This window comes from Pseudomonas sp. MF6755 (assembly GCF_016405635.1).
Taxonomy (GTDB): domain Bacteria; phylum Pseudomonadota; class Gammaproteobacteria; order Pseudomonadales; family Pseudomonadaceae; genus Aquipseudomonas; species Aquipseudomonas haemolytica.
The window spans coordinates 265,359-278,926 of sequence record NZ_JAEKDA010000004.1; the positions used below are offsets into that span (position 1 = coordinate 265,359).

Annotated in this window: 11 protein-coding genes; 5 read left to right on the forward strand and 6 right to left on the reverse strand. The window is 61.6% G+C overall.

Annotation, left to right across the window (positions count from 1 at the left end; genetic code table 11):
• Positions 1-23: 23 nt before the first annotated feature.
• Genes JFT66_RS06785 through pilM form a run of 3 tightly spaced genes read right to left on the reverse strand, consistent with a single transcriptional unit; the run spans position 24 to position 2,211 of the window.
• A complete protein-coding gene (locus JFT66_RS06785; protein WP_034117345.1) occupies positions 24-1,010 on the reverse strand; it encodes a pilus assembly protein PilP in 987 nt (328 codons plus the stop codon).
• Complete coding sequence (locus JFT66_RS06790; protein WP_034117344.1) at positions 1,007-1,558, reverse strand: PilN domain-containing protein; 552 nt, start codon at positions 1,556-1,558, stop codon at positions 1,007-1,009. Before JFT66_RS06790 ends, JFT66_RS06785 begins: the two co-directional genes overlap by 4 nt.
• Complete coding sequence (gene pilM / locus JFT66_RS06795) at positions 1,555-2,211, reverse strand: type IV pilus assembly protein PilM (protein WP_198859021.1); 657 nt, start codon at positions 2,209-2,211, stop codon at positions 1,555-1,557. Before pilM ends, JFT66_RS06790 begins: the two co-directional genes overlap by 4 nt.
• A gap of 233 nt (positions 2,212-2,444) precedes the next feature.
• Here pilM and JFT66_RS06800 point away from each other — a divergent pair, with 233 nt between their 5' ends.
• Positions 2,445-4,907 (forward strand): penicillin-binding protein 1A, encoded by a 2,463-nt coding sequence (locus tag JFT66_RS06800; RefSeq protein ID WP_442963599.1) that lies wholly within the window; start codon positions 2,445-2,447, stop codon positions 4,905-4,907.
• A gap of 211 nt (positions 4,908-5,118) precedes the next feature.
• On the opposite strand, the gene JFT66_RS06805 is transcribed toward JFT66_RS06800, so the two are convergent.
• The 3 genes from JFT66_RS06805 to rpmE form a co-directional block, all read right to left on the reverse strand.
• The gene (locus JFT66_RS06805) at positions 5,119-6,387 is read right to left on the reverse strand and encodes a malic enzyme-like NAD(P)-binding protein (RefSeq protein WP_034117342.1); all 1,269 of its coding nucleotides are present in this window, start codon (positions 6,385-6,387) and stop codon (positions 5,119-5,121) included.
• Between the two features lie 183 nt (positions 6,388-6,570).
• Positions 6,571-7,377 (reverse strand): thermonuclease family protein, encoded by an 807-nt coding sequence (locus JFT66_RS06810; protein WP_198859022.1) that lies wholly within the window; start codon positions 7,375-7,377, stop codon positions 6,571-6,573.
• Between the two features lie 14 nt (positions 7,378-7,391).
• Positions 7,392-7,625, reverse strand: coding sequence for a 50S ribosomal protein L31 (gene rpmE / locus JFT66_RS06815; protein ID WP_005784030.1), 234 nt, complete (start codon positions 7,623-7,625; stop codon positions 7,392-7,394).
• A 228-nt stretch (positions 7,626-7,853) separates the two neighbouring features.
• On the opposite strand from rpmE, the gene JFT66_RS06820 reads away from it, so the two are divergent.
• The 4 genes from JFT66_RS06820 to hslV all read left to right on the forward strand — a co-directional run bounded on the left by JFT66_RS06820 (position 7,854) and on the right by hslV (position 13,531).
• Positions 7,854-10,073: a primosomal protein N' gene (locus tag JFT66_RS06820; RefSeq protein ID WP_162524890.1), complete on the forward strand. Its 2,220-nt coding sequence runs from the start codon at positions 7,854-7,856 to the stop codon at positions 10,071-10,073.
• Positions 10,074-10,302: 229 nt separating this feature from the next.
• Positions 10,303-12,039 (forward strand): arginine--tRNA ligase, encoded by a 1,737-nt coding sequence (argS, locus tag JFT66_RS06825; protein ID WP_153838679.1) that lies wholly within the window; start codon positions 10,303-10,305, stop codon positions 12,037-12,039.
• Between the two features lies 1 nt (position 12,040).
• The gene (locus JFT66_RS06830) at positions 12,041-12,742 is read left to right on the forward strand and encodes an SPOR domain-containing protein (RefSeq protein WP_034117338.1); all 702 of its coding nucleotides are present in this window, start codon (positions 12,041-12,043) and stop codon (positions 12,740-12,742) included.
• 258 nt (positions 12,743-13,000) lie between these two features.
• Complete coding sequence (gene hslV / locus JFT66_RS06835) at positions 13,001-13,531, forward strand: ATP-dependent protease subunit HslV (RefSeq protein ID WP_003171209.1); 531 nt, start codon at positions 13,001-13,003, stop codon at positions 13,529-13,531.
• Positions 13,532-13,568: the final 37 nt, after the last annotated feature.

A 13,568-nucleotide genomic window follows, 5' to 3' on the forward strand; every position in this document is an offset into this window, starting at 1 on the left:
GTCCTTTTCATTGTTTGATTCCGTTATGAGTTGACGTTCAAAACAAGGGTTCGCGGGCGTTCCAACCATGCACCCTGCTCATCGGGGAACAGCTCGACCAGTTCGATATACCCGTCTTGAATGGCCGTGACCTGGCCATGGTCCGGCCCCAGGTAATCACCCACCGCCAGCCGATGCACCCGTGATCCCGCACGCAGCAAGGCGAAAGCCTGCACGCCACGGAACAGCGTGCCGACCATTACGAACTGATCGATGGCCATGCCCTCCAGCAGTCCCCGTGGCCGGGTGAGATCGGGCGCAAGGCCCGGTCGACCGGGCACGCGGGCTACCTGCAGGGCGAGCGGTTGGAACGGATCGCGCAGGGACGACGGTTCGTAGCCAAATGGTTCGTAGCCAAGTTGCGGGCCGGGCTCAAGCGCCTGGCGGGCCTTGCCGCTTGGCATGGTGCTTCGATAGGTCTTGGCCAGCATGTCGAGACGCATCAGAGCACCTTCAGGGCGAAGCGCAACATCCTGCACCGTGATAACCCGCAGCAACCCACCCAAGGCGCCGACGAACGTCGCCAGATCGTGATAGGCCCCGGTGGCGCCTATCTGCATAGGTTGCTCGATATAGAGCTGTCGAGGCGCCTCATCCAGCACCGTGATGCCCTCGACCCACACGCCATTGGCAACCGCCAGACGGGCGATGTCTTCGAGCAAGGCAGGCACTTCGGACTCGCCGGGTAACGATTGCAGCAGACCCGCAACCTTGCCCTCCATCACCCTGAGCTGATCGGTGCGCGCCTCAAGGCTGGCGGCCAACCCGGTTTTTTCTGCTAGCTGCTGTTGCAGTGCCTGTTCCTGCACAACAACCCCATGCAACCGCTCCCGCGACGGCCCCAGGTGCAAAACCTCTCCCACCAACAGCACCAGCCCGGCCAGCGCACAACCGAGCAGGACCCTGCCCGGCAAGGGCCATTTAGCTGCGTTGTGGGAAAGCGTGGAGAAATCGAGCCTGGGCAGGCTCATGGTTGCGCCTCGCTGGTTTCCCCCTGGCGTACCATCAGCTGGAATTCATTATCCCCGCGCTCACCCTCTGCCCGAACGCGCTGCAACCGAGTCGCGTGGCCGCCCTGCGACGCCTCCAGCCGACGCATCAACCGGGCGATATCCTGGTTGCTTTCAGCACTGCCGCGGATGCTGATCGTGTCGCCGTTTGCCACCACTTCATGCAGATGGACGCCCTCGGGCACCGAGCGAGCCAACTGATCGAACAACCGGGCGCCGGAAGAGCGGGCATCGTGCAGGTCCTGCACAACCTTCATGCGTTCAGCCAATTGCTGGCTTCGCTCCTGCAAGTCGTCGATGGTCCTGATCCGTGAATCCTGGGCGGCGACGTTCTCACCCAGGCGGGTATTGCGCGTCACCTGCCGGTCTATCGCCTGGTCGATCACTTGATCAGCCAGCCACACCGCCGCGAGCGCCAGGCAGGCAAAGGCCAATAACAGCATCAGGAAATACTTGCGCCTGCGCTCAGCCAGCGCCTGGCGCCAAGGCAAAAGATTGATTCGTGTCATCCAGCGAAACTCCTCAGGGCCAACCCGCAAGCCACTCCCATCCCTTGGGCATCCGCGGCCCATTGTGCGCCATCGACTCGATGACCTAGCGTGAAGCTGGCAAAATCCTGACGGCAAGCGAGCTCCAATGCAAACCCTTCGACATCTACCACCCTCGGCACCAGCCCCGCCAGGGCCAAAACCGCCTCCCGTGCTTCGACCTGCTCGCGCAGGCAAGCTGCCAACATCACGCTGACCCATTGCGGACCATGGGTCGATGGACCCTGGACCTGAAAGTCGATGGCCACCTCATCCAATGGATAAGGAATGAACTGGTCGGCTTCCATCTGGATCTTCCAGGCCATTTCTTCGTCGCTGAGGCCCGCGTCCATTTCGATCAATCGCGTAATCACCGAAGGGCCTGCCACGGCCACGGCGGCGTGCCTGGCTGAAGTGCCCAGGCGGGATAATGCCTGTTGCAATGCTCGCCCCACGCCTTCGAGATCCAACAAGGTGCCATCGACTACGGCTTGGGGTGGCAGTGCCTGGGTGACGTACCCCTGGACGCTGAAACCGCCCGATGAACGGCCCAGCTCAATCAGCTTGATGCTGCTGTCATTGATGTCGACGCCCAGGACGGTGTCGACTTTTCGCCTGAAAAATCCCTTTCCCATAAAACTCCCCAAAACTTTCCCTGTCATACCGGCTGCCATATCGCCTGATTGCTGCCAGGCACCCTGCATTCGGTCGGCTTGTTCACGGCACGCGAATGACGCCCCAAGCCGAAAAATGCTTTAATGCCCAGCGTTTTTTCCCGCTTTTTATCTGCTGCCCGGGTCGATCCATCGTTTGCCATGCATGCCCCGACGCGTAACTCATTCTTTTCTCTGGAAATCCAAAAGCCTTGATTCGTCTGCTGAAGTTTTTCGGGTACTCCATTGTCGCCATCGTCTGCGGGCTGCTGCTCGTACTCAGCGGGGCCTACCTCTACCTTAGTCCGGGTTTGCCCTCCGTAGAGGCACTCAGAAGTATCCAGTTGCAGATTCCTTTGCGGGTCTACAGCAGCGATGAAAAACTGATCGCGGAGTTCGGCGAAATGCGCCGCACACCGATTCGTTTCGCCGACATTCCACCCAACTTCATCAGCGCATTGCTGTCGGCCGAAGACGACAATTTCGCCAACCACTACGGCGTCGACCCCAGCAGCCTGGTGCGTGCGGCCACGCAGTTGGTAAAAAGCGGACACATTCAATCCGGCGGCAGCACCATCACCATGCAGGTGGCGAAGAACTTCTTCCTCACCAGCGAGCGCAGTTTTTCCCGTAAAGCCACTGAGATCCTGCTGGCGCTGCAGATCGAACGCCAGCTGACCAAGGACGAAATCCTTGAGCTGTACGTCAACAAGATCTACCTGGGCAACCGCGCCTACGGCATCGAGGCCGCTTCCCAGGTCTACTATGGCAAGTCGATCCGTGACGCCAGCCTGGCGCAGATGGCCATGATTGCCGGCCTGCCCAAGGCGCCGTCGCGTTTCAACCCACTGGCCAACCCGGCGCGCAGTAAAGAACGGCGCGACTGGATCCTGGGGCGCATGTACAAGCTGGGCAAGATCGATCAAGCCGCTTACGAAAGCGCCGTGGCCGAACCGCTGAACGCCAGCTACCACGTGCCAACGCCGGAGGTGAATGCACCGTACATCGCCGAAATGGCCCGCGCCGAGATGGTCGGCCGTTATGGCAGCGAGGCCTACACCGAAGGCTTCCGCGTGACCACCACGGTTCCGAGCAACTTGCAGGAAATTGCCAACCACTCGGTACACGAAGGACTGATCACCTATGACCAGCGCCACGGCTATCGCGGCCCCGAATCGCGCCTGCCGGGCAAGACCCTGAGCGCCTGGACCACTGAATTGGGCAAGCAGCGCTCGATCAGCGGCCTGGAGCCGGCCATCGTCACCCAGGTGATGAAAGACGGCATCCAGATACTGACCCGCACCGGCGAAGCCCATGTGGCGTGGGACAGCATGAAATGGGCGCGCCCGTTCCTGAACACCAACAGCATGGGGCCGATGCCCAAGCAGCCGTCCGACGTGGCCCAGGTGGGTGACTTGATCCGCGTACAACGCCAGAAAGATGACAGCCTTAAATTCAGCCAGGTGCCAGTCGCACAGGGCGCCCTGGTGTCGCTGGACCCGCAGAACGGTGCGATCCGTGCGCTGGTCGGCGGCTTTGCCTTCGAGCAGAGCAATTACAACCGCGCTACCCAAGCCAAGCGCCAGCCAGGCTCGAGCTTCAAGCCGTTCGTCTACAGTGCCGCGCTGGACAACGGCTACACCGCCGCCAGCCTGGTCAACGACGCGCCGATCGTGTTCGTTGATGAGTACCTGGACAAGGTCTGGCGGCCGAAAAACGACACCAATACCTTCCTTGGCCCGATCCGCATCCGCGAGGCGCTATACAAATCGCGCAACCTGGTCTCGATCCGCCTGCTACAGGCAATGGGCGTGGGCAAGACCATCGACTACATGACACGCTTTGGCTTCGCCAAGTCGGACCTGCCGCCGAACCTTTCCCTGGCCCTGGGTACCGCAACACTCACGCCAATGGAAATCGCCACCGGTTGGAGCACCTTTGCCAACGGCGGCTACAAGATCACGCCGTACCTGATCGACAAGATCGAAAGCCGCAATGGCGACACCCTGTTCACCGCCAACCCGCCACGGGTACCCGGCGATGTGGTCAATGGCGTGGCGGCAACCGATGGTCTCGCAGCCCCGGGCAACGGCGGCATCACCATCGAGCCAGCGCCAGGTACTACGCCGGCCGCAAACGCCCCCACTGCGGGCGAACCGCAAGCCCCGGCAGTTGCCGAGCGCATCGTGGATGGCCGTACCACTTATATCCTCAACAGCATCCTGCAAGACGTCATCAAGAAGGGCACCGGCCGCCGCGCCCTGGCCCTGGGCCGCGCCGATATCGCCGGCAAGACCGGTACCACCAACGAATCCAAGGACGCCTGGTTCTCCGGTTATAACGGCGACTACGTGACCACCGTGTGGACCGGCTACGACCAGCCGGAAAGCCTGGGCCGCCGCGAGTTTGGTGGCACGGTCTCGCTGCCAATCTGGATAAGCTATATGGGCGCAGCGTTGAAGGACAAGCCACTGCACACCCAGCCGGAACCGGAAGGCATCCTCAGCCTGCGCATCGACCCGGTCAGTGGCCGTGCCGCCTCGCCGAGCACGCCGAACGCGTACTTCGAGTTGTTCAAGAGTGAAGACACGCCGCCGTCGGTCAATGAGCTGGGCAATGGTGTTGCACCGGGCAGCCCGCTGCCGGCGGATGAAGGCGCACCGATCGATTTGTTCTGACCTGATTCAAGACGCTACATAGATCTAAATGTGGGAGGGGGCTTGCTCCCGATAGCGAACTGTCAGCCAATGAATCTAGTGACTGATACACCGCTATCGGGAGCAAACCCCCTCCCACATTTCGGTCTTCACAGACCTCAAGTGAATCGCAAGCCACAAAAAAGCCCCGACTCATCCGAGCCGGGGCTTTTTGTTGATGCGCTACAACGGCTTAGCCGTTGAACACATCATCCACGCTCTGCAGCGGGTAGTGCTTCGGATACGGCAGGGTCGCCACACCGGTCTCGATGGCGGCCTTGGCCACGGCATCGGAGATCAGGGTGATCAGGCGCTTATCCATTGGCTTCGGAATGATGTACTCACGACCGAATTCCAGCTTGGCGCCACCGTAGGCGTCGCATACATCCTGAGGAACAGGCAGCTTGGCCAGTTCACGCAGGGCGTTGGCGGCGGCCACTTTCATTTCTTCGTTGATGCGCTTGGCGCGAACGTCCAGGGCACCACGGAAGATGAACGGGAAGCCCAGTACGTTGTTGACCTGGTTCGGGTAGTCCGAACGGCCGGTGGCCATGATCACGTCGCTGCGGGTGGCGTGAGCCAGTTCCGGCGAGATTTCCGGGTCCGGGTTGGAGCAGGCGAATACGATCGGATTCGGCGCCATGGACTTCAGGCCTTCGGCGCTCAGCAGGTTCGGGCCAGACAGGCCGACGAACACGTCGGCACCGTCGAGGGCGTCAGCCAGGGTGCGCTTGGACGACGGATGGGCAAACATCGCCTTGTACTGGTTCAGGTCGGTACGCTCGGACTGGATCACGCCCTTGCTGTCGACCATGTAGATGTTTTCCAGCTTGGCGCCCATGCTGATGATCAGCTTCATGCAGGAAATAGCCGCAGCGCCAGCGCCCAGGCAGACGATCTTCGCCTCACCCAAGGTTTTGCCAGCGATTTCCAGAGCGTTGATCATGCCGGCCGCGGTAACGATCGCGGTGCCGTGCTGGTCATCGTGGAATACCGGAATGTCGCACTGTTCGATCAGGGCCTTTTCGATCTCGAAGCACTCAGGTGCCTTGATGTCTTCCAGGTTGATGCCACCGAAGGTGATGGAAATGCGCTTGACCGTGTCGATGAAAGCCTGCGGGCTTTCGGAGTCGACTTCGATGTCGAAAACGTCGATGCCGGCAAAGCGCTTGAACAGCACGCCTTTACCTTCCATGACTGGCTTGGAAGCCAACGGGCCGAGGTTACCCAGGCCAAGGATCGCGGTGCCATCGGAAATCACTGCAACCAGGTTGCCTTTGCCGGTGTACTTGTACGCCAGCTCTGGGTCACGGGCGATTTCACGTACGGGCTCGGCAACACCAGGGCTGTAGGCCAGCGACAGGTCGCGAGCGGTGGCAGTGGCTTTGGTGAGCTCTACACTCAGCTTTCCTGGACGAGGATGGGCATGGTATTCGAGAGCGGCAGTTTTCAAATCAGACATATCGGCATTCCGCTTTTACTGTTGGTCGACGGACCGCCGAGGATACGCGTGTCGCAAAGTCCCTACAAGACTGGGCAGTCACAGGTGTCAAGGGCCCTGGGCTACGACTTTTGGCCAAGAGCCACGGGACACAAGGGCTGCAACTGTTCACAATCGAAATAAAAAATGTCTACAATTTTTTATTCAAGACGTCGATTTCAACATGCCAGGATCGGTCAATGGCAGCAGCCAGCGTGACTGGCCTTTTTTCAGGCCACCGCGGCGGGAGCGATCCTGCACCCACCCACGCGCTTCGATAATGCGGCCTTGCAGACCCTCGAGCAGCGCCGCATCGAATCGACTGACCAGATCGGGTGCAATGCGTAATACCAATGAACCCTGCAATTCGATCCAGATTCCACCGCGATTGCGCTCGATCTTGCTGACCCGGCCAGTGACCAGCGCAAACCCGGAGCGCTCCAGTTGCGCCACGGTTTGCACTGGCGATTGGCGCCATAGGCCGAGCCGCGCTTGGCGAGCACTGTTTTCGGCCGCCTGCTGGCAGGCGACCAGGTCCACATTCGGCGCGACGCCCACCTGGAAACCCAGGCCCTCGACCAGCAATTGCACTTCCAGATTCTCGCCGTTGGCGCCGTAGAGGTGCGCCAGGGTGCGACCGTAGTGATCCTTGCCTTCGCGCCCAGGCACCAGACCGACACGCCCACCACTGGCCTGCACCAACGCCTGTAAACGTTGGCGAGCGGCGACGGCAAACGGCTCGTCAGTGCGGCCCTTCTTGCCGGTTTCCGGCGCATTGAGGCCGATCATGCGCACGCTGCGGCCATCCTTGAGGCGTACGGTGTCGCCGTCCACCACACGCTGCACCGAGACTTCGACCATAGATGCTGGCGCGGGGCAGAATACTTCGGCCTGGGCAGTCGCGAGCCAAATCCCAGGCACAAAAAAGGCGCCCACAAGGGACGCCTTTTTCAACAGCGGGTAAAAGCCCATAAGGCTCTTGAACCTTACTCTGCTGGAGTAGCAGCAGGCTTCTTGCCGAAAGCACCAAAGCGATCTGCGAAGCGCTGTACACGGCCGCCGGTGTCCAGAGTTTTCTGCTTACCGGTGTAGAACGGGTGGCACTCGTTGCATACGTCAGTACCCAGTGGCTTGCACAGGTTCGAACGAGTTTCGAACTTGTTGCCGCAGCTGCAGGTGACTTCGATGGTTTCGTACGCTGGATGGATATCGGCTTTCATGGCACTTCCTCGGGCTAGCGTGCCGCCACTCGACACTATTGTCGAATACCGCACGTAATTAGGCCGCGGATTCTACCAGACCTTTTTAAACGCGCAAGCGGCGACACTATTTGCTTGTAAAGATAAAAGCGCCTTTCATCAGAAAAGCGAGGCATACCCAAGCCCCCCCTCGTCTGCTAGGCTCCCGCCCCTGCACCATCGCCCGCCTTTATATATGAGACCCCTCGCGTGCCCGACGCCATTTTGCGCCTCGCCCTGCCCTCGCCCCTGCGCCGCCTGTTCGATTACCGGGCTCCGGTTGGCGTGCTGCGGGCGCAGTTGCAGCCGGGCATGCGTGTGCGTGTGCCATTTGGGCGGCGGGAGATGATCGGCATCCTGGTGGAAGTTACCGATCACAGCGAAGTGCCCGCCGAAAAGCTCAAGCCCGCCATAGCCATCCTCGACACCACGCCACCGCTGCCGCCCGAGCTGTTCAAGCTGTGCCTGTGGACCGCGCAGTATTACCAGCACAGCTTGGGCGACACCTTGAGCTGGGCGCTGCCGGTGCTACTGCGCCAGGGTGAACTGGCCGAAGCGCGCCAGGAACGTTTCTGGTCGATGGTGCCCGGCGCGCGACTCGACGACCCGCGTATCGCCCGCGCCCCGCGCCAGCGTGAAGCCCTGGCCACCTTGGCCCAGCACCCCCACGGCGTCGCCCATCAGCTATTAAGCAAGCTGATGCTGAGCAAGGACAGCCTCGACCTGCTGCTGGCCAAGGGCCTGGTGCAGGTGGAAATCCGCAAGCACGCCCCAGACCCGCGCCACGAACACTGGCTGGCCCAGCCGGAGTTGCCGCTGAACCCTGAGCAACGCGCCGCATACGAGGCGATCCGCGCTGGGTTCGACAGTTTCCACGCCTTCCTGCTGGCTGGGGTCACGGGCAGCGGCAAGACCGAAGTGTATTTGCAATTGATCCGCGAAACCCTGCAGGCCGGCAAGCAGGCACTGGTGCTGATCCCCGAGATCAACCTGGGCCCACAGACCCTGGCGCGTTTCGAGCAGCGCTTCAACGCCCGCATCGCCCTGGTGCACTCGGCGGTCAATGACCGTGAGCGCCTGGAGTCGTGGCTGGCGGCGCGGGACGGCGAGGCCGACATCATTATCGGCACCCGTTCGGCGCTGTTCACGCCGATGAAAAACCCTGGGCTGATCATCATCGACGAGGAGCACGACGGCTCCTATAAACAGCAGGAAGGCCTGCGCTACCACGCACGCGACCTGGCGCTGGTGCGCGCACGCCAGGAAGACATTCCGATTGTGCTGGGCTCGGCAACACCCTCCCTGGAAAGCCTGCACAACGCCTACACCGGCCGTTACGGGCTGCTACGACTGAACGAACGCGCCGGCGGCGCCAAGCAACCGCGCTTCTTGCGCCTGGACGTGAAAAGTCGCCCGCTGGACAGCGGTATTTCCGGGCCGATGCAACAGGCGATCGGCCAGACCCTCGCCGCCGGCCAGCAGGTCCTGGTGTTTCTCAATCGCCGTGGTTTTGCCCCGACGCTGCTGTGCCATGACTGCGGTTGGATGTCCGGATGCGAGCGCTGCGATGCGCGCATGACCGTGCACCAGCGCCACGGCGAACTGCGTTGCCACCACTGCGGCCACGTAGAACGGGTGCCACGCCACTGCCCGCAGTGCGGCAAGGTGGACCTGCGCCCGGTGGGGGCCGGCACCGAGCGCGCCGAAGAGCGCCTGGGCATTCTGTTTCCGGATTACCCGGTGCTGCGGGTAGACCGCGACAGCACGTCACGCAAAGACGCCATGAACCAGCTGTTTACCACCATCCAGAAAGGCCAGCCGTGCATCCTGGTGGGCACGCAGATGCTCGCCAAGGGGCATCACTTCCCACGGGTGACCCTGGTGTCGATCCTGGATGCCGACGGCGGGCTGTTCTCCGGGGATTTCCGCGCCAGCGAACGCATGGCGCAGTTGATCGTGCAGGTGGCAGGCCGGGCCGGGCGGGCCGAAGAGCCGGGCAAGGTGATTATCCAGACGCACTTGGCCGACCACCCGCTGCTGATTCAACTGACAGAACAAGGTTACTTTGCCTTCGCCGAGCAGGCCTTGAGTGAACGCCGTGCGGCTGGCCTGCCGCCCTTCGCGCACCTCGCGTTGCTGCGCGCCGAAGCCCACAAGCCGGGCCAGGCCGAAGGGTTTCTCGATGAAGCCTGCAGCGTTGCCGAACGTTTGCTCGGTGAACTGGGCTTGAGTGGCATCGAGCTACTCGGCCCGGTGCCCGCGCCTATGGAACGTCGCGCCGGACGTTATCGCGCTCAGCTACTCTTGCAGGCAACCTCGCGTGCGCCGCTGCATCGACTATTAAGTAGCTGGATGCTTGAGCTGGAGCAAATGCCCAGCGGCCGGCAAGTGCGATGGTCGTTGGATGTGGACCCGGTGGACCTGTACTGATCCACAAGCCACTGTAGGAGCGAGCTTGCTCGCGAAAAACTCCAGAGCTGCGCGTTAAACCAGAAAGCCCGCGTTATCGTTAACGATTTTCGCGAGCAAGCTCGCCCCTACAGACCTTAAAACGCTCCACAGGTCCGGAACGGTTGGCAAGCCCGCCCTCGCCACGGATAATGCCCAGTTTTTCCACCTGCGCATCGCGCGCCGCCGCATGCGGTCGAAAGAGAACACCATGAAAGACACCATTCGCCAGCTGATCCAACAAGCCCTCACCCAACTCGTCAACGAAGGTGTGTTGCCTGAAGGCCTGTCGCCGGCGATCCAGGTGGAGAACACCCGCGACAAGACCCACGGCGACTTCGCCAGCAATATCGCGATGATGCTGTCCAAGCCGGCCGGGATGAAACCGCGCGACCTGGCGGAAAAAATCATTGCCGCGCTGCCGGCCGACGAGAGTGTGACCAAGGCCGAAATCGCCGGCCCTGGCTTCATCAACTTCTTCCAGAACACCCAGGCCCTGGCGTCGCGCCTGGACGCGGCCCTGGCCGACGCCAGGATCGGCGTGCGCAAGGCCGGCCCGCTGCAGCGCGTGGCCATTGACCTGTCGGCACCGAACCTGGCCAAGGAAATGCACGTTGGCCACCTGCGCTCCACCATCATCGGCGACGGCGTGGCACGGGTGCTGGAATTCCTCGGCGACACCGTGATCCGTCAGAACCACGTAGGCGACTGGGGCACCCAGTTCGGCATGCTGATGGCCTACCTGCAGGAAAACCCGATCACCAGCAACGAGCTGTCGGACCTGGAAAACTTCTACCGCGCCGCCAAGAAGCGTTTCGACGAATCCGAAGAATTCGCCGACCGCGCCCGCGGCCTGGTGGTCAAGCTGCAGGCCGGTGACAAGGAATGCCTGGAGCTGTGGTCGCGCTTCCGTGACATCTCGCTGTCCCACTGCCAGGAAATCTACGAGCTGCTCAACGTCAAACTGACCATGGCCGACGTAATGGGCGAAAGCGCCTACAACGACGACCTGATCAACGTGGTCAACGACCTCAAGGCCAAGGGCCTGCTGGTCGAAAGCAACGGCGCGCAGTGCGTGTTCCTCGAAGAATTCAAGACCGCCGACGGCGAGCCGCTGCCGGTGATCATCGTCAAGGCCGATGGCGGTTACCTCTACGCCACCACCGACTTGGCCGCCGTGCGTTACCGCAGCGGCGTGCTCAAGGCCGACCGTGCGCTGTACTTTGTCGACCAGCGCCAGGCCCTGCACTTCCAGCAAGTGTTCGAAGTGGCCCGTCGCGCCGGTTTCGTCACCCACCCGATGCACATGGAACACATGGGCTTCGGCACCATGAACGGCGCCGATGGCCGCCCGTTCAAGACCCGCGACGGCGGCACCGTGAAGCTGATCGACCTGCTGAACGAAGCCCAGGAACGCGCCTACAACCTGGTGAAGGAAAAGAACCCGGAGCTGGCCGAGGCCGACCTGCGCAACATCGCCCGCGTGGTAGGCATTGGCGCGGTGAAATACGCCGACCTGTCCAAGCACCGCACCAGCGACTACAGCTTCAACTTCGAACTGATGCTCAACTTCGAAGGCAACACCGCGCCGTACCTGTTGTACGCCTACACCCGCGTGGCCGGTGTGTTCCGCAAGCTGGGCAAGGACTTCAGCGAAGTGGAAGGCCACATCGTGCTGGACGCCGCCCATGAACAGGAACTGGCCGCCAAGCTCGCGCAGTTCGGCGAAGTGCTGAACAGCGTTGGCGAGAAAGGCACACCGCATATCCTGTGCACCTATTTGTACGAAGTGGCCGGGTTGTTCTCCAGTTTCTACGAGAACTGCCCGATCCTCACCGCCGACGACGAAGCCCAGAAACAAAGTCGCCTGCGCCTCGCCGCCCTGGCTGGACGCACCCTCAAGCAAGGCCTGGAACTCTTGGGCCTGGAAACTCTGGAGCGTATGTAAGTTGGCTGCCAAGAAAAAACCTGCACCCAAGCGCGGCGCCAGTCGCTACCAGGCACCGGCGAAGCAACCTATCCCGGGGTGGTTGTGGATGGCCATCGGCCTCACGGTCGGCGCGTTTATCGTGTTCCTGATGAAGCTCGACCCGGGCAAGGGCGATGACGTCAAACGGGTCAAGCAAGAGCAGCAGAAGGCCACGAAAATGGCCGAAGCCAACAAGACTGCGCCGAGCCCGACGGCACCGGTGAAGCCGAAGTACGACTTCTATACCTTGCTGCCGGAATCGGAAGTGATCGTGCCACCTGACGCCGTGCCGGAGAAAACCCTGCCGACGCCACAAGTGCCGACCACGCCAGTGACCCCAGCGGAAGCGGCGAAAATCGACACGGCGCGTGCCCAGGCCGCGTTGGCCGGGATCACTCCTCCGCCAGCGCCGCCAGTGGCCGCCACCAAGGCCGCGCCGGTGACCAAGTTCTTCCTGCAGGCGGGCTCGTTCCCGAAACAAGCGGATGCCGATCGTGTGCGTGCGCAGATCATCCTGTTGGGCCAGGCGGTGACGGTTGAGTCCGGCACTGTGAAGGAAGCGACCTGGTATCGCGTACTGGTAGGGCCGTTCAGCAACCGTGAACAGCTGACCGTGGCGCAGAAACAATTGGCCGGGGCCGGGTTTAGCAACCTGTTGTTACAACAACGCCAGAGCCGCTGATTTCGAAGGCATAGCAGGGCTAATGTGGGAGGGGGCTTGCCCCCGATAGCGGTGTATCAGTCAACCTATTCATTGGCTGACAGTCCGCAATCGGGAGCAAGCCCCCTCCCACATTTGGTTTTACGGTGTTCTTGAATAGGTGTCAGACCAATAAACACCACTCGTCCGCCGTCGCCCTCTACGCTTGAAATCATCTGCACCACCCCCATATCAGTTTCCATCAGGGCATTTTCGCCCCGCTGCGTGGAGACTCTCCCCTTGACCACCATCGTTTCAGTACGTCGCCACGGCAAAGTTGTCATGGGCGGCGACGGCCAGGTTTCCCTTGGCAACACCGTGATGAAAGGCAACGCGAAAAAAGTGCGCCGCCTGTACCACGGCCAAGTGCTTGCCGGCTTCGCAGGTGCTACCGCCGACGCCTTTACCCTCTTCGAACGCTTTGAAGGCCAGCTTGAGAAACACCAGGGCCACCTGGTACGCGCCGCTGTCGAACTTGCCAAAGAATGGCGCACCGACCGCTCCCTCAGCCGCCTGGAAGCCATGCTCGCCGTCGCGAACAAAGACGCTTCTTTGATCATCACCGGCAACGGTGACGTGGTTGAGCCCGAACATGGCCTGATCGCTATGGGTTCCGGCGGTGGCTACGCCCAAGCGGCGGCCAGTGCGCTGCTGAAGAAAACCGACCTGTCGGCCCGGGAAATCGTCGAGACTGCCCTGGGTATCGCCGGCGATATCTGCGTGTTCACCAACCACAACCAGACCATTGAGGAGCAGGACCTCGCCGAATAAGCCCTAGGCTTATTCCCGCTTGAGGCCGCCAGACACT

Excerpts from the sequence above, each read along its gene's own strand:
- argS (WP_153838679.1), top strand. The coding sequence starts at position 10,303 with ATGAAAGACACCATTCGCCAGCTGATCCAACAAGCCCTCACCCAACTC.
- JFT66_RS06790 (WP_034117344.1), bottom strand. The coding sequence starts at position 1,558 with ATGACACGAATCAATCTTTTGCCTTGGCGCCAGGCGCTGGCTGAGCGC.
- JFT66_RS06805 (WP_034117342.1), bottom strand. The coding sequence starts at position 6,387 with ATGTCTGATTTGAAAACTGCCGCTCTCGAATACCATGCCCATCCTCGT.
- JFT66_RS06785 (WP_034117345.1), bottom strand. The coding sequence starts at position 1,010 with ATGAGCCTGCCCAGGCTCGATTTCTCCACGCTTTCCCACAACGCAGCT.
- pilM (WP_198859021.1), bottom strand. The coding sequence starts at position 2,211 with ATGGGAAAGGGATTTTTCAGGCGAAAAGTCGACACCGTCCTGGGCGTC.
- JFT66_RS06810 (WP_198859022.1), bottom strand. The coding sequence starts at position 7,377 with ATGGGCTTTTACCCGCTGTTGAAAAAGGCGTCCCTTGTGGGCGCCTTT.
- rpmE (WP_005784030.1), bottom strand. The coding sequence starts at position 7,625 with ATGAAAGCCGATATCCATCCAGCGTACGAAACCATCGAAGTCACCTGC.